The organism is Corynebacterium segmentosum (assembly GCF_900637825.1).
In the GTDB taxonomy this organism is placed as follows: Bacteria; Actinomycetota; Actinomycetes; order Mycobacteriales; family Mycobacteriaceae; genus Corynebacterium; species Corynebacterium accolens.
The window spans coordinates 852,912-873,797 of sequence record NZ_LR134408.1 but is presented as its reverse complement, the minus strand read 5'-3'; the positions used below and the strand labels follow the sequence as shown (position 1 = coordinate 873,797).

The window sequence follows — 20,886 nt, the reverse complement described above, 5'->3', positions numbered from 1 at the left end:
AATCGCGAATGAAGGCCCAGAGCAGTACGCCTTGGGCCTTAATTTATTGCCGGAATGGAAGTGGGCGGCGATGCGCGACGCCGGCCGGCTCCACGTGGATAAACACGCTGCATCCGGGGAAAAGCTGGTCGAGGGCGACTTCGACGTCGTCGGCGATCTCGTGCGAGTATAAAACGCTCCAGCTCGCCGGCACCTCCATGGTCAGGTAGACCATCCTTTGCCTGCCGGAGGCTACCGTGCGCCGGTCCGTGAAGGTCACGGCCTTTTCTTTTTCCAGTTCAGTTAAGAGATCCCAAATCTGATCCTGCTCTTCTTCCGGGAGCGCCTCAGAAAGCAGGCTGCTGACGGATTCGCGCAAAATCTTAAATCCTGTCCACAAGATATTGATGCCAACCGCCAAGGCTACAAGCGCATCGAGCCACAGCCAGCCCGTGAGATACACCGCAGCCATGCCGGCGAGGACGCCGACGGAGGTCCACACATCCGTAAGCAGGTGGTGGCCATCGGCATTCAGCGTCGCGGAACGGTAGCGCTTGCCCGCCTTAATCAAGGCCAACCCGACGCCCAGGTTGAGCAGCGAGGACAAGAGCGACAGCGCTAAGCCCCAGCCGCCTTCTTCAACGGGCTGGGGAGTAATGAGGCGCTGGATCGCGGTGTAGATGATGGCCCCTGCGGCGAGGAAGATCATCGCGCCTTCTACCAACGCGGACACATACTCGGCCTTGCCGTGTCCAAAGTGATGATTATGGTCGGCAGGCTTGGCGGAAATGCGCAAGGCGCAATAGCCCGCGATGGCGGCTGCGAGGTTCACGAGGGACTCAAGGGCGTCAGAGAAGAAACCTACCGAGCCCGTTAGCCAAGCCGCCAGGGATTTCAAGATAATCGTCGCCACTGCCGCGGCGATGGACAACATCATAAAGCGCTCTAAAATGCGCTGCTCAGAACTTAAAGAAGACAAGGTCTACTACTCTCCCTTCGGCAACCAGAATCAGTCCGAAGGTCTCGTTCGCATCGGGTGCATCGATGCTGAGTGGCCGGGCTTTGAGGCCAGTGTGTCGACCAGTCATCGCGGCGCAATGGGCGCCGTAGGAACTACTCCCCTTCTGAGGTCATAGGTTAGCAGACAGAGGGAAGGGGAAAAATACAGCCAAAGCCTGAATCTTCCCATGGGCCCTGCAGCCGCTAGAGACGAAAAACTCCCTACGAACCAGGAGGTTTCTCACAATCTGGCCCGTAGGGAGTAATTAAGGCTCAAGCCTAATTTAGTGCTGACCCTCTCCGAACTCTTCAACCAACTTCGCATTGAATGCAGGCAGGTCATCCGGGGTACGGGAGGAGACCAAACCCTGGTCGCAGTGGACCTCCTCGTCAACCCAGGTAGCACCTGCGTTGCGGAGATCGGTCTGCAGGGACGGGAAGGACGTCAAGGTACGGCCCTTGAGTGCTTCTGCATCGGCTAGGATCCAACCGCCGTGGCAGATGGCGCCCAAGGGGCGGTCCTCGCCCATGTGCTTGCGCACAATGCTAACGGCTGCCTCGTCCAAGCGGATGAGGTCGGCGTTATTGGTGCCGCCAGGCAAGATGATGCCGTCGAAGGTCTCACCCTCGGAGTCCTTGGTCGTAGCATCAACGTTAATTTCGGTACCGTTCTTGCCCGTAATGGTGCCGGCCTTAGGTGCCAATACCTTTACGGTGGCACCAGCCTTCTGCACGGCCTCCAGCGGAGAGGTCAGCTCGGAGTCTTCAAAGTCATTGGTAGCAATGATTGCGATCGTCTTGTTTTCTAGCTCAGCCATTATTATGACCTCCTTATTGTTGTTAAGTACGCAAATAGGATAACTCTAAATTCGCGCACTCGCCACGTCTACTCCCGCGACCTGCAACAAGCTAGGATTTAGCCACCGATCTTGAAGTCACACACGTCGCCATCGTGCATGATGTAGTCCTTGCCTTCTTGACGGACCTTGCCGTTGGCGCGCGCTTCGGCCATGGAGCCGGCGGCAACGAGATCGTCGAAGGAGACGATTTCCGCCTTGATGAACTTCTTTTCAAAGTCGGTGTGGATAACGCCAGCGGCCTGGGGTGCGGCGGCGCCTTGCTTAATGGTCCACGCGCGGGTTTCCTTTTCACCGGCGGTGAGGTAGGTCTGCAGGCCCAAGGTGGAGAAACCGGCCTTGGCCAAGGTAGCCAAGCCAGGCTCTTCTTGTCCTACGGCCTCAAGCAGCTCGCTTGCCTCGTCCTCATCCAGCTCCAAGAGCTCGGACTCGGTCTGTGCATCGAGGAAGACGCAATCTGCGGGGGCGACGAGCTGGCGCAGTTCGTCCTTCTTGGCGGCATCGGTAAGCACAGCCTCATCCGAGTTAAAGACGTAGAGGAAGGGCTTAGCCGTCATCAGGTGCAGCTCGCGCACGAGGGAGAGATCGATCTCGCCGGTCTTGGCGGCGGCGAAGAGGGTGCGGTCATCCTCCAGGATTTCCTGCGCCTTCTTGGTTGCCTCCACCACGGGTGCCAAGTCCTTATTCTTCCGGGCATCCTTTTCCAGGCGCGGCAGGGCCTTCTCGATGGTCTGCAGATCCGCCAGGATCAACTCCGTATTAATAACGGAAATGTCGTTGCCGGGATCTACCTGGCCATCGACGTGGATGACATTGTCATCAGAAAAGGCGCGGACCACCTGGCAGATGGCGTCGGCCTCGCGGATATTGGCTAGGAAGGCGTTACCCATGCCCTCGCCCTGCGAGGCGCCTGCGACGATGCCGGCGATATCCACGAAGGACACGGTCGCCGGCAAGATGCGCTCGGAATTGAACATCTTGGCAAGGGTGTCCAAACGGGGATCCGGCAGCTCCACCAAGCCGACATTGGGCTCGATGGTGGCGAATGGGTAGTTGGCCGCCAGGATTTCGGAACGGGTCAGGGCATTAAACAAAGTGGACTTGCCCACATTGGGCAAGCCGACGATTCCTAGTGTAAGACTCACGGGGCTAATCCTAACGCACCTACCACGTTATGAGGCAAGATGGTGGGGTGAGTTCTGATAAGCAACCAAAACCCGAAAAGCCGCAGGCAAGCCCGGGCGATAAATTGGACGGTGACTTCGACACCAGCCAATTGGACGATGTATCGCCACATCCCCCGGGCAATCAGGTCGATCGCTCCGTCATCGCGGGCGAAATGGTGAAGTCGACCTCCCTGTGGGCCGTACGCCTGCTGATCATCGGCGTGTTCCTTTTTGCGATCTATCACGTCCTGGGCAGCTTCTGGCAAGGCATCCTCCCGGTGCTCTTGGCCCTTATTATCTGTACCGTCTTAAACCCCATCGCGCGGTGGATGCGCACAAAGGGCCTGCCCGCGGGCTTGGCGGCGATTACGACGATCCTTATCTCCTCGGCCGCGGTCGGCGGCCTCATCGCCTCGGTGGCGCCGGACTTTATGCGGCAATCCCAGTCGCTCTACCTGCAAACGGTCTCCGGCATCCAGCAGCTGCAGCTATGGGCCCAGGGCCCGCCGCTGAATCTCGATAGCGACGATATGAGCACCTATATCGACGAGGCCGCAGGCTGGTTGCAGGGGCGCGCCGGCGTGATTGCTGGGTCGGTGTTTACGGGCATCGGCAATGCCACCTCATTTTTCATCACGGTATTCATCGTCTTGGTGCTCACCTTCTTCTTCCTCAAGGACGGCACCAAATTCCTGCCGTGGCTGCGCGATGCCACCGGCCGGCGCGCCGGCTGGCATCTCACGGAATTGCTCACGCGCGCTTGGAATACCCTGGGCGGATTCATTCGGGCGCAGGCAGTGGTCTCGCTTATCGATGCCATCTTTATCGGCCTCGGCCTCGTGCTTATCGGCGTGCCCTTGGCGATGGCCCTGGCGATCATCACCTTCATCGCCGGCTTCATCCCGTTTGTCGGCGCCATCGTCTCTGGCGCGCTCGCGGTCGTTATCGCCTTGGTGTCTTTGGGCTTTACCCAAGCCCTGTTGGTCTTGGGCCTTGTCCTTTTGGTCCAGCAGCTTGAGGGCAATGTCCTCTCGCCGTGGCTGCAGGCGAAGGCCATGAACCTGCACCCGGTGATTGTTTTGGTCTCCGTCATCGTCGGTTCCGCGCTCTTTGGGCTCATCGGTGGGTTCTTGGCCGTACCGACCGCCGCCATGATCGCGGTGGCTTATCGCTACGTCCAAGACATGATGAAGCTGCAGTCCGGGGAAAAGCACTCCTCTGAGCTCAATTACTCCACCGTCGCGGGCTATCTCATCGGCCGCTATACCGAAGAACAGGCACAATACAAGCGCGAGCAGTGGCGCAAGGTCCCAGAACACGCCAACCCCGATATCGCAGGCGCCGATGCCGCATCCGATGGCGCGTCTAATACGCTGGATGATTCCGTCGACGTCGATTCCACCCCAGACGACTATGACGATCCGAGCATGCGCTCCAACCTGCGCCGGGCGCGAGATGCCTTCGAAAATCTTTTGAACGGAGATTCGAATAAATAGTCAGGCGTGTCCGCGCCGCGTGCCATAGTGGATCCCATGACTTCCACTTTGCCCGTGCTGCTGCTGTTCATCGGTCTCTTATTGGGCGCCGTGCTGGGGTGGTTGGCCCACTCCCATTCCGCGTCCCGCTCCGCGCCGAGCGAGGAGCACCGAGCGCTGCAGGAATCGCAGCGGCGCCAGGCCGAGCTGCAACCGCTAGAAAAGGCCATGGATAGACTGGGTTTCCAGCTACAAGAACTAGAAGAAGACCGCACCGCCCACTTGGCCTCACTATCTAGCCAAGTGCAGGCGGTGACCCGCACCTCGTCCCGGCTCACGGAGCGCACGGATCAGCTCGTTACCGCGTTGCGCTCGCCCAATGTGCGCGGCCGGTGGGGCGAGATTCAGCTAGAGCGCGTCGTCGAACTCGGCGGCATGACAAGGCACGTGGACTTCGATTCCCAAGTTTCAGCTCCCTTAAACGGCCGCATCGTGCGCCCAGATATGCTCATCAACTTGGCCGGTGGCAGGCATATCATCGTCGATGCCAAGGTTCCATTCTCTTCTTACCTCGATGCGCTAGAAACCGAGGATCCAGAAGAACACGCAGGCTACCTGCGCCGCCACGCGCACCAGCTGCGCAGCCACATCCAGGCGCTGTCCCACAAGGACTATATTGAGGCCTTCCAGCCCACCCCGGAATTCGTGGTGCTCTTTGTGCCCGCGGATCCCTTCCTCGATGCGGCGCTGTCGGTCAATCCTGAGCTCATCGAGTTTGGTTTTGAACGCAACGTCGTCATCGCCACCCCGAGCTCGCTCTTCGCGCTCTTGCGCACGGTGGCCATGGGATGGCACCAGGAAGATATTTCCGCCAAAGCAAAAGAAGTCCAGCGGCTAGGCCGCGAGCTCTATTCGCGGCTCAATACGCTCTCGGAGCACTACGGCAAGGTGGGCCAGAGCCTCGAAAAGGCAGTGGAGGCCTATAATTCCACGCTCTCTTCGCTGGATTCGCGGGTGGGCGTGACCGCCCGCAAGCTCCACGAAATGGAGATTCCCGGCCGCACAAACCGGGCACCTCGCGAGCCTTCCCCTATTGATACGTGGCCGCGCGGGACAAATTATTCCTAAATTCTAGGCGGTTTCACTGCGTGGATATAGCCATTGGCCCGCGCCAGGCGGTAGGATTTTGCGACGTGTCACTAGCCAAACAACGAAAGCCTACCGCCGCGCAACGCCTAAGCATGCCGAGCATCTCGCTGCTGAAAGGCCTTGGGCTATTGGCGGCACTTTTGATCACCGGCGCATTGATTTCCATTCTTGCCGGCTCCATAGGCTGGATGTACTTTGCCTTCCTCATCATCAGCTCGCTGCTCATAGCGCTCATCGTTGAGGAACGGGGCTTATTCCTGTCCATCGCGTCCATCCCCATCTTTTACGCGGTAACCGTGGTGACGGCGGGAATCGTCATTACCAAGTCCAATACCCCGGAAGGCACCAGTTTTTCTAAGACGTCGCTGCTGACCTCCGTGTACCCGCTGGTCCAGAACTTCCTGTGGCTGCTTATCGCGGTTGTTGGAGCAACTGCAATTGGAGTCTTACGCTGGATGCGCTTCCGCAAGACCGCGCAGCGCGCCGTCAACCAGCAAAAGGTATCGCGGCGCGCGGACATGAAGCGGGACCGCCAAAACCGCGCTGAGCGGCTCTCCGTGGCGGAACTCATGGCGCGCGATAGAACCGAAAACGGACAGGTTCAGTCCCCACGCGCCTCCCGCCGCAGATCGCATGCACAGGCGCAACCGCCGCAGAAGCCGCAGGATCGCATCCGCGGACGCGACCGAGAAGAGCGCCGCCGCGAGCAACAGGCAGAACGCGAAAATCGCTTGCAGCCGGATCCGAACCGGCGCGCGGGGGACGTGATACCACCGGCTCCCGAACGAGGCCCCTCCTCTTCAGCAAAAGACGAGGCTGCCAAGAAGCAGCGGTGGGACGATAATCTCTATGAGTAAATAAAACCGTGAGCTCCCGGCGCTCTTTTACGAGGCCGCGGGGCTCACGGTTTTTCGTTGCCTGTAGGCGGTTACGCGCTAGGTGCGCGCGGGGCGCAGATCGCGCGGCAGCGCGAAGGTAATGGATTCGGTGGAGGTGGTCACTTGCTCCACGTCATTAAAGCCGCGATCATCCAAGTACTCGAGCACCTCGCGCACCAAAAGCTCTGGCACGGAGGCGCCACAGGTCACGCCAACGGTCTCTACGCCGTCAAGCCATGCTTCATCGATTTCTTCGGCAAAATCCACCAAGTGGGAGTCGCGCGAACCCGCCTCGAGTGCAACCTCTACCAGGCGCACCGAGTTGGACGAGTTCTTAGAACCCACCACGATCATCAGATCGCACTTCGGCGCGATGGCCTTGACGGATTCTTGCCGGTTTTGGGTGGCGTAGCAAATATCATCTGACGGCGGGTTTTGCAGGTGCGGAAAACGCTCGCGCAGCTTATTGACGATGACTACGGTCTCATCCACCGAGAGCGTGGTCTGCGAAAGCCAAATGAGCTTTTCATCCTGCAGGTAATCCGGCAGCTTGTCCACGCCGTCGATACCATCGACCAGGTGCGTAACATCGGGGGCCTCTCCCGCGGTGCCTTCTACCTCTTCGTGGCCTTCGTGGCCCACGAGGAGGATGTGGTAGCCATCGCGCTCAAAACGCTGGGCCTCCTTGTGCACCTTGGTCACCAAGGGGCAGGTGGCATCCAGGGTCAGTTGCTTGCGCTCTTGCGCCTGATTGCGCACCGCCGGGGAAATGCCGTGGGCGGAAAAGACGAGGTGGGCACCCTCTGGGGCCTCGGCGGCCTCTTCAACGAAGATGACTCCGCGCTTGGCCAAAGATTCAACGACATAACGGTTGTGGACGATTTGCTTGCGCACATAAATGGGTGCGCCGTATTTTTCTAGCGCCTTTTCTACGGTCTCGACGGCGCGGTCCACTCCAGCGCAGTAACCGCGCGGTGCCGCGAGGAGAACATTTTTACCATCAGTCATGCCTCCCAGAGTATCGAAAGGTAAAGCAAAACAATAGTAAGGCCTATCCAGCAGGGAAAGCGCCCATCTAGGCCACCCAAGCGGGGCGCCACGGGCCCTGAGCACCTACACTAAAAGGCACTGTATGGCGCTGTACAAGGAAAGGGTGGCTGCGTGAACCAACCGGCAAATACTCCAGAGACCCCGTGGCCCGTGGGCCAGGTCAATGACCAGGTGAAGGGATGGATCGAGCGCCTTGGATACCTGTGGGTGGAAGGCCAGTTAACGCAGATTAATTACAAGCCCACCTGGAAGCTGTCCTATCTCACCCTGCGCGATGTCCAGCAGGAAAAGTCGGTGCAATTGACTTGCTCGTCCTCAATGCTGCACAACTTGCCCACGCCGCTAAAAGATGGCGACCGCGTCATCGTGCACGGCAAGCCCGCCTTTTATGCCGGCCGCGGATCCTTTTCCCTGTGGACCACGGAGATCCGGCACGTAGGCATCGGCGATTTGTTGGCGCGCATCGAAAAGCTACGCGCGCAGCTTGCCGCAGAAGGCCTCTTTGATCCCGCGCGCAAGCGCCCGCTTCCCTACCTCCCGCAGAAAATCGGCCTGATTACAGGCCGCGGTTCTGCCGCCGAGCGCGATGTCATGGCGGTTGCCCGCGACCGGTGGCCGGCCGTGCAATTCCGCGTCATTAATACTGCGGTCCAGGGGGCGAATACCGTCCCCGAGGTGATTTCCGCCCTGCAGGAGCTCGACGCCGATGCGCAGATCGATGTCATCATCATCGCCCGCGGTGGCGGTTCCGTCGAAGACCTCCTGCCCTTTTCTGAAGAAGCCCTGCAACGCGCCGTCGTGGCCGCAAGTACCCCGGTGGTCTCCGCGATTGGCCACGAGCCGGATAGCCCGGTGCTCGATAACGTGGCGGATCTGCGCGCGGCTACCCCGACGGACGCCGCCAAGCGCGTGGTCCCGTCGGTAGCAGAGGAACGCGCGGTCATCGCTGAGGCGCGATCCCGCATGGCGGCGGCCTTGCGCGGCTGGGTAGAACGCGAGCGCCGTGGATTGGATAATATCCGCTCGCGCCCGGTGCTGGCCGATCCGATGACGCCCATCCGCGCCCACCGCGAGGAGGTCGAGCGCATGCGCACGAGTATGCGCCGCGAGCTGCGGGTGCTCTTGGATCGCGAGAACCGGCACGTGGAGTCCCTGCGCGCGCGGGTTTCTGCTTTGGGGCCTTCCGCCACGCTTGCCCGTGGGTATTCTATTGTCCAGGTCTTGCCCAAAAATGGCAGCGATCCGGAGGTCGTCAGCTCTTATGAGCAATCACCGCCCGGCGCGCAATTGCGAATTCGCGTGGGCGATGGTTCCATCACCGCCGTGTCCATGGCCTCCCAGGCCGCCGATTAGCCAGAAATAGTAGGAGAATTGCTGATGTCAGATGAAACCATTGGTTCCGGCCAGCCGGGCCAGGATGCCTTTACTCCCGTAGAGGAGTTGAGCTACGAGCAGGCGCGCGATGAGCTCATTGAGACCGTCAAGATTTTAGAGCTCGGCCAGATGGGCCTGGACGAGTCCCTGAAGTACTGGGAGCGCGGCGAGGCGCTTGCCCGCACGTGCGAGTCCCACCTGGATGGCGCCTCCAAGCGCGTGGAAGATGCCCTAGAGAAGGCAGAAAACAACGAGCAGCAGGCCGAGGAGGGTGAAGAGTAGTGCAGATTTATGGTTACCCGGGAAAGCGGATTGATTTCGTATCCAAATCGGCATCGGCAGGCTCCATCATGGGCGGCGATTCCCGCGCGCTGGTAGAGGAGTTCTTCGGGCCGGCGCATACCAGCACCCAGGTTTCGGGCACCGAGGAGGAACTCAGCTACTTTTCCCGGTCCATCGTGCTGCTGCTTGCCGATGCCCACGTGGTCCAAGTCTCCATCTACCCGCAGCGTTCTCAGCGCGAGCGCGTGGATGTCTACCTAGAAAAGACGCGGCTGAGCGGCCTGGATGCCGCTGGCTTAGAAGAAGCCACCGGTAATACTGAAGGAATCACGGTGGAAGCGGACTCTGAGGGGCTCAGCGAGGTTACTTTCCGCTTATAGGCTTGGCCTTGATAAAGGCCTCGGTGGCGGCGGCGAATTCTTCATCGGGGGCCGCGCCAGAGATGATGAGGCGGGCATCGCCCAGGTCAACAATCCACAAGCGGCGCACCGAATCGTCATCGCTTGCCAGCACGCGCACCTGCTGACCGGCTACCTCGCGCGTAGAGTTCAGCCCGCGGTAGTTCGCATCGTATTTTTCGCCCACGTCTTCTGCAGAAACCTGCGTTTGGGTGGATTCCACGTAGTTTCCGTCCGCAGTCAGCCAGCTGACGACGGTGGCTGTCTCGCCGCCTAGCTGCGAGCGGCGGGCCGCATTGGCCTGCCAGCCTTCAGGCATCTGGGGATCTCGGATGGCGCCAATACCGGCGCGGGCCTGCGTATCCAGGAAGGTCTCCTCGTCTACCTCTTGGACTGGGCCTTGCGCTGTTTCCGGATTGACCGAGCAGAGCCCGGTCGCGCCCACCACGAGCAACATCATGACGACCACTACGGATAGGGACAAAATGATGTCGCGAGCGCCTTCGAAAATCTTCGGTCTTTGTTCTGCTGCCACGCGCCTTAGTATCGCATGAGCCGCCGTGAAAGTGCCACATGCCTCCCGCGTGCGCACATTCGCGCCGATAATGCTGCCTGGAGAGAGGAAAATCCCCACAAAAGGGGCCCCAAATCGGACCTATTGGCGCCAAAAAGTGCCAGAATAGGAAAAGTAGAACACTAAGCGCGTGGGAATTACCCCCACGGTGAGAACACATGGAAGGCAACCACTACACATGTCCGAAAATACTTCTTATTTGCCCGACCGTAACTTGGCCATGGAGCTGGTGCGCGTGACCGAAGCCGCCGCCTTGGCCTCTGGCCGCTGGGTTGGTCGTGGCATGAAGAATGAGGGCGATGGCGCGGCAGTCGATGCCATGCGCAAGCTGATTAACTCCGTGGCGATGAAGGGCGTTGTCGTCATTGGTGAGGGCGAAAAGGATGAGGCCCCGATGCTCTTCAACGGCGAAGAGGTCGGCACCGGTGAGGGCGCGGCGATGGACATCGCCGTGGATCCCGTGGACGGCACGCGGTTGATGGCTGAAGGCCGCCCCAATGCCATTTCCGTTATCGCCGCCGCTGAGCGCGGCACCATGTATGACCCGTCCGCGGTCTTCTACATGGAAAAGATCGCCGTGGGTCCAGAAGCCGTCGGTTCCATCGATATCAACCAGTCCGTGCAGTGGAATATCGAATCCGTGGCCAAGGCCAAGGGCCTGCGCACAGCAGATGTCACGGTGGTGGTTTTGGACCGCCCGCGCCACGAAAAGCTCATCCAGGAAATCCGCGAGGCTGGCGCCAAGGTGCGCCTCATCATGGACGGCGATGTGGCAGGCGCCATCGCTACCTGCCAGGATTCCAACTCCATCGACATGATGATGGGCATTGGCGGCACCCCTGAGGGCATTATCACCGCCTGCGCCATGCGGTGTATGGGCGGCGAAATCCAGGGCAAGCTGTGGCCAAAGGATGAAGAGGAAGCAGAAAAGGCCCGCGCCGCCGGACACGACCTGGATAAGGTCTTGGGCACCAATGACTTGGTCTCCTCCAAGAACTGCTACTTCGCCGCCACCGGCGTGACCAACGGTGACATGCTGCGCGGTGTCTCCTACCGCAATAATGGTGCCTCCACCCGTTCGCTGGTCATGCGTTCCAAATCCGGCACCATTCGCTACGTCGATTCCTTCCACAAGCTGGCTAAGCTGCAGGAATACTCCGTCGTGGACTACTCGGACCCCACCAAGAACTAAACCTCACCCCCAAATGGCGGGGCGGGCTTGGGCTTTTCGCGCTCTAGTTTTTAGCTTTTCGCCATACTGGGGGTAGACGCACACATTCAATTAACCGAGGTGATTTTCATGACCGAATACCGTACCGAACATGACACTATGGGCGAGGTTAAAGTTCCCGCCGATGCCCTGTGGCGCGCACAGACCCAGCGCGCGGTAGACAACTTCCCCATCTCCGGCCGCGGCCTGGAAAATGCGCAGATCCGCGCGCTCGGCCTGCTCAAGGCTGCATGCGCACAGGTCAATAAGGATTCCGGCAGCCTGGATGCGGAAAAGGCAGACGCGATTATCGCCGCCGCGAAGGAAATCGCAGAAGGCAAGCACAACGACGCCTTCCCCATTGACGTCTTCCAGACCGGCTCCGGTACCTCGTCCAATATGAACACCAACGAGGTCATCGCTTCCTTGGCACATAAGCAGGGCGTCGAGGTTCACCCGAACGATGACGTCAACATGGGCCAGTCCTCCAATGACACCTTCCCCACCGCTACCCACGTGGCGGCTACGGAAGCTGCCGTCAATGACCTCATCCCTGGCCTAAAGGTCCTGCACGAGTCCCTGACCAAGAAGGCGAAGGAATTCGCGGACGTCGTCAAGGCCGGCCGCACCCACCTCATGGACGCCACCCCAATCACCTTGGGCCAGGAGTTCAGCGGCTACGCCCGCCAGGTGGAGCTCGGCATCGAGCGCATCGAGGCTACCCTCCCGCGCTTGGGCGAGCTCGCCATCGGCGGTACCGCCACCGGTACCGGCCTGAATACCTCCGCTGAGTTCGGCGGCAAGGTGACCGAGGAGCTCAAGAAGCTCACCGGTGTTGAGAACTTAAAGGAAGCAGAAAACCACTTCGAGGCACAGGCTAACCGCGATGGCCTCGTAGAGTTCTCCGGCGCCATGCGCTCGGTCGCCGTATCCTTCAACAAGATTGCCAATGACCTGCGCATGCTGGGCTCCGGCCCGCTGACCGGCCTGGCAGAAATCCACCTGAAGGACCTGCAGCCTGGTTCCTCAATCATGCCGGGCAAGGTCAACCCGGTTATCCCTGAGGCGGTCACCATGGTGGCCGGCCAGGTCGTGGGCAATGACGCAGCCGTTGCCTTCGGCGGCGCACAGGGCCAGTTCGAGCTCAACGTCTTCATCCCGATGATGGCGCGCAACGTGCTCGAGTCCGCTCGCCTGCTGGCCAACTCCGCCCGCGTCTTTGCTGAGAAGTGTGTCGACCACATCGAGGCCAACGAGGAGCGCATGAAGCACTTCGCGGAGTCCTCCACTTCCATCGTGACCCCGCTGAACTCCGCTATCGGCTACGAGAACGCTGCAAAGGCCGCAAAGCACGCCCTCAACGAGAAGATCACCGTCCGCCAGGCCGTTATCGACTTGGGCTTTGTTGACGGCGAGAACCTCACCGAGGAAGAGCTGGACAAGCGCTTGGATGTATTGAGCATGACCAACCGCGAGCGCGACAATATCTAATCTCAGCCGCTTTTAGCGCTGTAACCCCGCTCGGAAATCACTTCTGAGCGGGGTTTTCGCATGCCTGGGAACATGACCGGGTACGGGAAGTGCGCGCAAAGACAGGGGCATCGGCAAGCGCATGCTGTGACCCCCCACCATAAATTCAGCGTACACATCTACAAAATCACCCGTTTTGCACTTGGTGCAAGTTTGCACCGAGTGTAAAGTTGCATTCTGTGCAAGAAGAACTATCACTACGCGAGCAGAAACGCCTAGAAACGCGGCTACGCATTGAGGATGCCGCCACCGAATTGGTGGATAAGCATTCCTTTGGCGAGGTCACTATTGAAGAGATCTGCGAACTAGCCGGTATTTCTCGGCGCACGTTTTTTAATTATTTCGATTCGAAGGAATCCGCCGTGCTTGGGGCGCCAAGCGCTGACTTCACCGCGGAAATGCGCGAGTATTTCCTCCACGAGCCCACCACCAACATCATGGAGCTCGTCCTTAACCTGGTGGAACAGCACATGGAGGGCCATCACGTTAATCCCACGATTCGGGAGCGACGCAAGCGCATTGCTAATGACCCAGAGGCGGCCGCCGCCTCCATTAGCCGCAAGCGGGCGAAATCCATCGAGCTTATTGGGCTCATTGAGGAGCGCCTTGACTGGGAACCGGAACTGCGCGTCCTCGAGGACCATTCCACGGCAACGGAGGCCATGGTCATCGCCGGAGTGGTCCGCGAGGCCCTCTGGCTTTCCATCGCCGCTCCCGATAGCGATTGCAGCCACGCCCTGAGTTCGCGTCTGAATGATTCACTGATGTTGATTAATGATGTTATGAAAGGAATCCGATGGTAGATACAGCCGAAAAGGCTCCTGCGCAGGGCCAGTCGCGGGCGGATAACCTGGGGCTCATTTTCTCTGCGCTGGTGCTCACCATGTTGATGAGCTCCCTGGGCCAAATGATCTTCTCTTCCGCTTTGCCAACGATTGTTGGTGAGCTTGGCGGCGTTGACCACATGAGCTGGGTCATCTCCGCATTCCTTGTCACCATGACCATCGCCATGCCGATTTCCGGCAAGCTAGGTGACATGCTGGGCCGCAAGTGGCTCTACATTGGCGGCATCGCCGTCTTCGTCGTGGGTTCCGCCATCGGCGGTTTTGCCGATTCCATGACGGTGCTCATCATCGCCCGCGCCGTGCAAGGCTTCGGCGCTGGGTTCATGATGATTTCCTCACAGTCCATCATCGCCGAGGTCACCTCCTCCCGTGAGCGCGGCAAGTTCATGGGCATCATGGGCGGCGTCTTCGGCCTGTCCTCTGTCCTTGGCCCCGTCTTGGGCGGCTGGTTTACTGATGGCCCCGGCTGGCGCTGGGGCATGTGGATGAATATCCCGCTCGGCCTGCTGGCCATGGTGGTCTGCATTCTGGTGCTCAACCTGCGCGTGGGCCAGGCCGATATGAAGCGCTTTGACTGGCTCGGCGCCACCTTCATCGCCATTACCACCGCCTCCCTTATCCTCATGACCACCTGGGGCGGCACCGAGTACGACTGGGATTCCACCATGATCCTCACCCTCGGCGCCATCACCCTCGTCGGCGCGATCATTACCACCATCGTGGAATTGCGCGCTGCCGAACCGCTCATCCCGGTGCGCCTCTTCAAGAACCGCAATATGGCCCTGACCACGCTTTCCGGCGTCATCTTGGGCCTGGCCATGTTCGGCGTGCTGGGCTATATGCCCACCTACCTGCAGATGGTCCACACCCTATCGCCCACTAACGCGGGCCTGATGATGATTCCGATGATGATTGGCCTTATCGGCACCTCCACCGGCGTCGGCTTCATCATCGCCCGCACCGGCCGCTACAAGATCTACCCCCTCATCGGCCTGGCCATTACCGCCGGCGCCCTGTTCTGGATGTCCCGCCTCTCGGTAGACACCTCTCTCACGCAGCTGGGCTTCGAGTTCCTGGCCTTCGGCATCGGCCTGGGCATGGTGATGCAGGTGCTCGTGCTCATCGTGCAGAACTCCTTCCCACTGTCCCAAGTGGGCACGGCTACCGCGGCGAATAACTTCTTCCGCCAGATCGGTTCTGCCCTGGGCGCTTCCCTGGTCGGTTCCATGTTCATCAACAACATGCAGGATGAGATGGCCAACCGCCTGCCGCGGGCCATCCAGCAGCTGGGCCCCGAGGGCGCGGCCTATGCTGAGAAGTTCAATAACGCCAATGGCAATGCCAATAGCCTCACCCCGGATATGGTCTCTTCCCTGCCAGAGCCCCTTGAGCAGGCGATCCTCAATTCCTATAACGATGGCCTCACCCCGGTCATCGCGCTGATGGTCCCGCTCGTCATCGTCGCCCTGCTCGTCCTGCTTCCCCTTCGTGAAGAGCGCCTGAAGGAGACAATCGATTAAGGAAGCTGCATGCGCTGCGCGAAAGCCTGCCGCTTGCCGATGCCCCCATCGAGTCCGCCTTCGCCTACCCAACCGGCGGCCTCGCGAAGTAGAAAACGACCAAAGGCCGTAGCGACCGAGATTATTAATTCCCTCGGCAGCGCTACGGCCTTCGTGGTTACGAGGCACAGTGTATTTAGCGGTTCTTTTCCTCCGGCTTGGGAAGCAGGAGTTCGTAAACATCAGTATCGCGCCACTGACCGGCCAACTCGCCATAGGTCATCTTGGCCATGTGGGAGTAGGTGCCGACCTTTTCAAAGCCGCGGGACTTGTGCAGGCCCGCAGAGCCTTCATTTTCCGGGAAGATCCAGGAGTGGATGGCCCACTTGTGCAGGTCCTTGCACACCTCAATGAGGCAATCGAGCAAGGCCCCGGCGATACCACGGCCTTGGGCATCAGATCCCAAGTAGATGGAATCCTCCACCACGCCGTGAAAGACTGTGCGCGAGGAAATTGGGGCGGCCGAAACCCACCCCAATACCTTGGAATCATCGTCCGCCTCAACGGCTACGTGCACCGAAGCCATGATCTTGGAGTTCGTAAACTCCTCGTAGGTCAAGGAACGGGTCTCATAGGTGGCATGGCCGGTTTGCAGGCCCTGCTCGTAGATCTCCCGCATCTGCGGGTAATCGGCCGACGTGAAGGGCCGGATACGGAAATCCTTTTTCTTTTCGTCCGCAGACGTCTGCTTGGCGTTCTCGCTCATAGGCACCATTATTACTGGTCTTGGGTAATTTTTGCCATATAAATTTGATTAAATTCGCTGTCTGCGAACACGCTTTCATCTCTCCCTTAATCATTGCCCTCCAACAGATCTGTTACTAGCTCCGCAATGGCAGAGCGCTCCGATCGCTGAAGGGTAATGTGCGAGAAAAGCTCATGGCCCTTGAGCTTTTCGATGACCGCCTGTACCCCATCGTGGCGGCCCACCCGCAGGTTATCGCGCTGGGCAACGTCATGGGTGAGCACTACTCGCGAACCTTCCCCCAAGCGCGAGAGCACTGTGAGCAAAACATTGCGCTCCAGCGACTGCGCCTCGTCCACGATAACGAAGGCATCGTGCAGGGAGCGACCACGAATATGGGTCAGCGGCAGGACCTCGATGAGACCGCGTTCGTGGATCTCCTCGAGCACATTTTCAGAGACTAGGCCTTCCAAGGTGTCATAGACCGCCTGGGCCCACGGGTTCATCTTCTCTGATTCGGAGCCCGGCAGGTACCCCAGCGATTGCCCGCCGACGGCGTACATGGGTCGAAATACCACGATGCGGCGATGTTCACCGCGCTCTAAGACCGCCTCCAAGCCGGCGCATAAGGCCAGCGCGGATTTGCCGGTGCCTGCCCTTCCGCCGATGGAGACGATGCCGACCTCCGGGTCCAACAGGAGATCGAGGGCGATGCGCTGTTCCGCCGAACGACCCTGCAGTCCAAAGGCATTTCGATCGCCGCGTACCAGGCGCACCGCCCCGTCCGGCATGATGCGGCCCAGAGCAGATTGCGCGCCGGCTACCAAGGTGATGCCGCAGTGCACCGGCAGGTCTTCCACCGGGGTGTCATCGTCCGTGACGGCCCCATCGAGCAGCACTTCCCCATCGCTGTAGAGGGCATCGATGACATCCGTGGTGGTATAGGCGGTGGCCATACCGGAGTACCCGGTCAAAATGACATCCTGGGCGTGGTATTCATCGGCCGGCACGCCCACGGCGCCGGCCTTGACGCGCAGCGGTACGTCCTTGGTCACTAGGACCGTGTCCTTGCCCTCGTGCGCGAGGTTCAAGGCGCAGGCCAAGATGCGGTGGTCTCCTTCCGGACCGCGGAATGCGGCCGGCAAGAGCGATTGGTCTTGGTGATTGAGCTCTACCCGCAGGGTACCGCCGGCCACGTTGACCGGAACGGGTTGGTCAAGCGCCTCATAGGTAGCGCGCAGCTCTTCCAAAAAGCGAAGAGCTTGGCGGGCGAACCAGCCAAGCTCCGGGTGATGACGTTTTCCTTCCAATTCAGAGATAACCACGACGGGAAGGACAACCTCGTGTTCGGCGAATTTTCGCAGCGCCCACGGGTCAGATAATAAGACCGAGGTATCAAGGACGTAGGTCTTGGTAGCGACGTCATTTTCCGTGGTGCCTAGTGGAGTAGAAAGTACAGAGGGGCGAGTCATGGTGGCAGGAATCTTCCTTTGTGAAACGGTAGAAAGCTGTTCTTCCTTGTCTATCTCCCCCAGGACCGCTAATGATCGCGATCCTTTAGGGGTTGCCACCCAACCTAAGCACCCAAGGTTGAAATCACATGGGTGGAAGATGAACTTTAAGAAAACGACAAATCCCTGCGGGAAAACCCGCAGGGAAAGTGACGAGAGTGTTCGGCGTGCCGCTTGGGCAGGCGCCGAATTTTAGCCTTTAGGCCTCGATATCAGCCTTGAATTGGCCGTCTTCACCCTCGGTCCAGGAGATGGTGCCGTTGCTAAACTCTTGGGTCCAGCCGTTTGCGTCGGTTGCGTCAGCCTCTGGGTTGGTAGGCAGGCCAACGGAGGCGTCGAGGCCGCCCTCGTTGACCCAGGTCTCAGCAATCTTGCCGATGACCGGCTGTGCGCCAGTCTCCTCAGAGTAGACCAAGTGCTTGCCACCCTCGAAGGTAGCCAGGGTGCCCTTATCGGAGGACTCTACGCTCTGCACGTCGCCCCACTCAGCCTGCTTTTCCTCGATGGCGGCGGCGAGATCAGCCGGAACTTCCTCCTCGCCATGTGCGGTGGTGATGGTCTGGGTATCGCCCTTGGCGCCCTCTGCATTATCGTCTTTAGAGCCGGTTGCCTCTGCGGCAGCGGAACCAGCGGCATCGGTAGCATCGGATGCGGCAGAACCAGCAGCATCCGAGGCGTCTGCGGCTACGGAGCCAGCGGCATCCTTCGCGTCATCGGCAGCATCCTCTGCATCTGAGCATGCTACGAGAGCAACGGAGAGGGTTGCGGCCGCGAAGCCACCTGCGATACGACGAGTCATCTTGCGCATTTCTAGATCTACCTTTCGATTTTCAGCCGAAAATTAGTTCACTGTAGTTTTAGGCCGCCGTTGAGGCGAGCGCAGCCCACCGTAGACCCCAAGTGCACTATGTCGCCACTCTGTGCACCGAGGTTTGCGCGGTTCAGGTTTCAGTTCATCGCCGTTTACGCTGCTTAGGGCGCTTCTTTTGTTTCTGTAACGGATTGTTAACAATCCTTCGAGACTGTTTGGCTTTAGCTTTTTCGCGGGCCGTGCGCTTCGGCTTCTCCTGCCTGGAGGAGCGGGCGGTACGCCCCTTAGCGATGCCCACAAAGTCCTGAATTGCCTCGCTATCCTCCGCCTTTCGCCAGACCAAGGCAATTTCGGTGACCGGCACCTCGCTGCCCTTCAGCGCAAGCGGAACCACCTGTTTCTTGCTGAGGATTTTTAGCAGCGGCAGCGGTGCGATGGCGATGCCCACATTGGCCGCGACCACCTGCAGGGCCTCGCGCACGGCGGCGATATCGACCTCACCGGCATCGGTGAGGCGGTAGTTAAGGTGCTCATCGGAGACATCGGCAAGCGCAAGCGCCTCGCCCACCTCCGCATAAACTGAATCTTTCGGGACCGCAATGCCAGGGGCCTCCTCATAAAGGCGCACCACGTGGAAAGAGTCATCCACCCGCGGATCCGGCAGGCGCGTTAGCGCCAGATCCACGTGACCTGCGAGCAATTCTGCCATGCTGTCATCCGCATCGACGGTGGATAAACCGCCGTGGGCAGTATTGTCCTGAAATCTCTGAAACCATTTTCCAGGTTCCGTACCGGTCACAAAGGCTAAGCGCAGCATGGAGCACAGTCTACTGAAAGTGCTACGGTTAAACCGTGAGTGAACAACATAACCAACAGCAACCGTCCGGTACCGCGATGCGCGCGCAGACCGCCGCTAAAAAGCTGAATATCTATCTGCCCGCCGCGCCTGAAGAATTTCAAAATAGCGCGGTCAGCCACGAGGAACTGCGCGAGCTGCAGCACAATCCCCCGCAGTGGCTGCAAACGCTGCGCCGCAAAGGCCCCCACCCCCGGCAGGAAGTTGCCCACAAACTGGGCATTTCCGTTACCGCGCTAAAGAAGAATGACATGGATAAGCCGCTGACCACCGCGGAAATCAGCGAGCTTTTGGAAAAGCAGCCGGAGTGGCTGCAGCAAGCCCGCGCCACGCTGGCGCAGGCTCGCGGCCACGACGTCCACAAGGACGCCGCAGAGGAGTCCTCAGAAGATAAGGACTAAACCAGCTTCCAGTCCTCGAGGCCCTCATACAGCGGGTAGTCCTCCGCGATCTTATCGACGCGCCGGCGAAGTGCCTCGACATCGGCATTATTGCCCTGTGCCAAGGCGGTACCGATGACATCGGCAACCTCGGTGAAGGCTTCCGCATCGAGGCCACGGGTGGCCAGGGCGGAGGTGCCGATGCGCAGGCCCGAGGTGACCATCGGCGGGCGAGGATCGTTCGGGACCGCATTGCGGTTGACGGTGATTCCTACCTGGTGCAGGAGATCTTCTGCCTGCTGACCATCGAGCTGCGAATTGCGCAGATCCGCCAGGACGAGGTGGACATCGGTGCCGCCGGAGACGACGTCGACGCCAGCTGCCCGCGTATCTTCCGCCAAAAGGCGATCGGCCAGAATGCGGGCACCCTCGAGGGTGCGCTCCTGGCGCTCCTTGAATTCCTCGCTGGCCGCAATCTTCATGGAAATGGCCTTTGCCGCCACCGCGTGCATCAGCGGTCCACCCTGCTGGCCGGGGAAGACATTGGAGTTCAGCTTCTTTGCGTACTCCTGCTTGGCCAAGATCATGCCGGAGCGCGGACCGCCCAAGGTCTTGTGCACGGTGGTGGAGACGATATCGGCGTGCTCGACAGGGTTCGGGTGCAGGCCCGCGGCAACCAGACCCGCGAAGTGGGCCATATCAACCCACAGGTAAGCGCCCACCTCATCGGCAATTTCGCGGAAGGCCGCGAAATCCAGGGTGCGCGGGTAAGCGGACCAACCGCCGATGATAACCTTTGGCTTCTCCTCAATTGCCTGCTCGCGCAGCTTATCCATGTCCACGCGCATGGTCTCTGGATCCACGCCATACGCTGCGACATCGTAAAGCTTGCCGGAGAAGTTCAGCTTCATGCCGTGGGTCAGGTGCCCACCGTGGGCCAAGGACAGGCCGAGGATCTTATCGCCCGGTTCCGCGATGCTGGCCAGGACTGCGGCATTAGCCTGCGCGCCGGAGTGTGGCTGCACGTTGGCAAATTCCGCGTTGAAGAGCGCCTTCGCGCGGTCGCGGGCAAGATCCTCAACGACGTCGACGTGCTCACAGCCGCCGTAGTAACGACGCCCCGGGTAGCCCTCGGCGTATTTATTGGTCAAGACAGAACCCTGTGCCTGCAGGACGGCGCGCGGCACGAAGTTCTCAGAGGCGATCATTTCCAGGGTTTCACGCTGGCGGGAGATTTCTCCCTGGATAGCGCCGAAAACATCTGGGTCAAGATCGCGCAGGTCAGTATTGAAAGAAGCCATATAAGACTAGTCCTCTT

Annotated in this window: 21 protein-coding genes; 11 read left to right on the top strand and 10 right to left on the bottom strand. The window is 59.8% G+C overall.

Going from position 1 to position 20,886, the window contains the following annotated elements; all coding sequences use genetic code 11:
* Positions 1-43: 43 nt before the first annotated feature.
* The 3 genes from EL217_RS04285 to ychF all read right to left on the bottom strand — a co-directional run bounded on the left by EL217_RS04285 (position 44) and on the right by ychF (position 2,980).
* A complete protein-coding gene (locus tag EL217_RS04285; RefSeq protein ID WP_005280064.1) occupies positions 44-916 on the bottom strand; it encodes a cation diffusion facilitator family transporter in 873 nt (290 codons plus the stop codon).
* 346 nt (positions 917-1,262) lie between these two features.
* Entirely contained in the window at positions 1,263-1,796 is a 534-nt protein-coding gene (locus tag EL217_RS04280; protein WP_126318726.1) for a type 1 glutamine amidotransferase domain-containing protein, read from the bottom strand.
* Between the two features lie 98 nt (positions 1,797-1,894).
* A complete protein-coding gene (ychF, locus tag EL217_RS04275; RefSeq protein ID WP_005280062.1) occupies positions 1,895-2,980 on the bottom strand; it encodes a redox-regulated ATPase YchF in 1,086 nt (361 codons plus the stop codon).
* 29 nt (positions 2,981-3,009) lie between these two features.
* Here ychF and EL217_RS04270 point away from each other — a divergent pair, with 29 nt between their 5' ends.
* The 3 genes from EL217_RS04270 to EL217_RS04260 all read left to right on the top strand — a co-directional run bounded on the left by EL217_RS04270 (position 3,010) and on the right by EL217_RS04260 (position 6,482).
* Entirely contained in the window at positions 3,010-4,497 is a 1,488-nt protein-coding gene (locus EL217_RS04270) for an AI-2E family transporter (protein ID WP_005282140.1), read from the top strand.
* A 36-nt stretch (positions 4,498-4,533) separates the two neighbouring features.
* A complete protein-coding gene (locus tag EL217_RS04265; RefSeq protein ID WP_126318724.1) occupies positions 4,534-5,604 on the top strand; it encodes a DNA recombination protein RmuC in 1,071 nt (356 codons plus the stop codon).
* A gap of 65 nt (positions 5,605-5,669) precedes the next feature.
* Positions 5,670-6,482: a DUF6542 domain-containing protein gene (locus tag EL217_RS04260; protein WP_232018390.1), complete on the top strand. Its 813-nt coding sequence runs from the start codon at positions 5,670-5,672 to the stop codon at positions 6,480-6,482.
* Between the two features lie 78 nt (positions 6,483-6,560).
* On the opposite strand, the gene EL217_RS04255 is transcribed toward EL217_RS04260, so the two are convergent.
* Positions 6,561-7,511, bottom strand: coding sequence for a 4-hydroxy-3-methylbut-2-enyl diphosphate reductase (locus tag EL217_RS04255; protein ID WP_005280054.1), 951 nt, complete (start codon positions 7,509-7,511; stop codon positions 6,561-6,563).
* Between the two features lie 153 nt (positions 7,512-7,664).
* Between EL217_RS04255 and xseA the strand changes: the two genes are divergently transcribed.
* From xseA to EL217_RS04240, 3 genes are read left to right on the top strand one after another with little or no spacing between them, the layout of a single operon-like run.
* A complete protein-coding gene (gene xseA / locus EL217_RS04250; protein ID WP_126318722.1) occupies positions 7,665-8,906 on the top strand; it encodes an exodeoxyribonuclease VII large subunit in 1,242 nt (413 codons plus the stop codon).
* A gap of 24 nt (positions 8,907-8,930) precedes the next feature.
* Positions 8,931-9,209 (top strand): exodeoxyribonuclease VII small subunit, encoded by a 279-nt coding sequence (locus EL217_RS04245; protein WP_005280052.1) that lies wholly within the window; start codon positions 8,931-8,933, stop codon positions 9,207-9,209.
* Positions 9,209-9,589: a hypothetical protein gene (locus tag EL217_RS04240; protein WP_005280051.1), complete on the top strand. Its 381-nt coding sequence runs from the start codon at positions 9,209-9,211 to the stop codon at positions 9,587-9,589. Before EL217_RS04245 ends, EL217_RS04240 begins: the two co-directional genes overlap by 1 nt.
* Here the strand turns inward: EL217_RS04240 and EL217_RS04235 are convergent.
* Positions 9,573-10,142: a DUF4245 domain-containing protein gene (locus tag EL217_RS04235; protein WP_126318720.1), complete on the bottom strand. Its 570-nt coding sequence runs from the start codon at positions 10,140-10,142 to the stop codon at positions 9,573-9,575. The genes EL217_RS04240 and EL217_RS04235 overlap by 17 nt on opposite strands.
* Positions 10,143-10,359: 217 nt before the next feature.
* Between EL217_RS04235 and glpX the strand changes: the two genes are divergently transcribed.
* The 4 genes from glpX to EL217_RS04215 all read left to right on the top strand — a co-directional run bounded on the left by glpX (position 10,360) and on the right by EL217_RS04215 (position 15,286).
* Positions 10,360-11,373, top strand: coding sequence for a class II fructose-bisphosphatase (glpX, locus tag EL217_RS04230; RefSeq protein WP_023017698.1), 1,014 nt, complete (start codon positions 10,360-10,362; stop codon positions 11,371-11,373).
* Between the two features lie 108 nt (positions 11,374-11,481).
* Positions 11,482-12,882 carry a class II fumarate hydratase gene (locus EL217_RS04225; RefSeq protein ID WP_126318718.1) on the top strand — a complete coding sequence of 467 codons (1,401 nt, stop codon included), beginning with the start codon at positions 11,482-11,484 and terminating at the stop codon, positions 12,880-12,882.
* 218 nt (positions 12,883-13,100) lie between these two features.
* Positions 13,101-13,724 (top strand): TetR/AcrR family transcriptional regulator, encoded by a 624-nt coding sequence (locus EL217_RS04220; RefSeq protein WP_126318716.1) that lies wholly within the window; start codon positions 13,101-13,103, stop codon positions 13,722-13,724.
* Entirely contained in the window at positions 13,718-15,286 is a 1,569-nt protein-coding gene (locus EL217_RS04215; RefSeq protein ID WP_126318714.1) for an MDR family MFS transporter, read from the top strand. Before EL217_RS04220 ends, EL217_RS04215 begins: the two co-directional genes overlap by 7 nt.
* A gap of 175 nt (positions 15,287-15,461) precedes the next feature.
* On the opposite strand, the gene EL217_RS04210 is transcribed toward EL217_RS04215, so the two are convergent.
* The 4 genes from EL217_RS04210 to EL217_RS04195 form a co-directional block, all read right to left on the bottom strand.
* On the bottom strand, positions 15,462-16,040 hold the full coding sequence (locus EL217_RS04210; RefSeq protein ID WP_005280037.1) for a GNAT family N-acetyltransferase: 579 nt from the start codon (positions 16,038-16,040) through the stop codon (positions 15,462-15,464).
* A 77-nt stretch (positions 16,041-16,117) separates the two neighbouring features.
* Positions 16,118-17,482, bottom strand: coding sequence for a PhoH family protein (locus EL217_RS04205; protein WP_126318711.1), 1,365 nt, complete (start codon positions 17,480-17,482; stop codon positions 16,118-16,120).
* A 238-nt stretch (positions 17,483-17,720) separates the two neighbouring features.
* Positions 17,721-18,320: a hypothetical protein gene (locus EL217_RS04200; protein WP_330919333.1), complete on the bottom strand. Its 600-nt coding sequence runs from the start codon at positions 18,318-18,320 to the stop codon at positions 17,721-17,723.
* Positions 18,321-18,474: 154 nt separating this feature from the next.
* Positions 18,475-19,149 carry a LysR family transcriptional regulator substrate-binding protein gene (locus tag EL217_RS04195; RefSeq protein WP_005280034.1) on the bottom strand — a complete coding sequence of 225 codons (675 nt, stop codon included), beginning with the start codon at positions 19,147-19,149 and terminating at the stop codon, positions 18,475-18,477.
* Between the two features lie 77 nt (positions 19,150-19,226).
* On the opposite strand from EL217_RS04195, the gene EL217_RS04190 reads away from it, so the two are divergent.
* Positions 19,227-19,589, top strand: coding sequence for a DUF5997 family protein (locus EL217_RS04190; RefSeq protein WP_050755837.1), 363 nt, complete (start codon positions 19,227-19,229; stop codon positions 19,587-19,589).
* Here the strand turns inward: EL217_RS04190 and glyA are convergent.
* Positions 19,586-20,869: a serine hydroxymethyltransferase gene (gene glyA, locus EL217_RS04185; RefSeq protein WP_005280032.1), complete on the bottom strand. Its 1,284-nt coding sequence runs from the start codon at positions 20,867-20,869 to the stop codon at positions 19,586-19,588. The two genes, EL217_RS04190 and glyA, sit on opposite strands and share 4 nt — an antisense overlap.
* Positions 20,870-20,886: the final 17 nt, after the last annotated feature.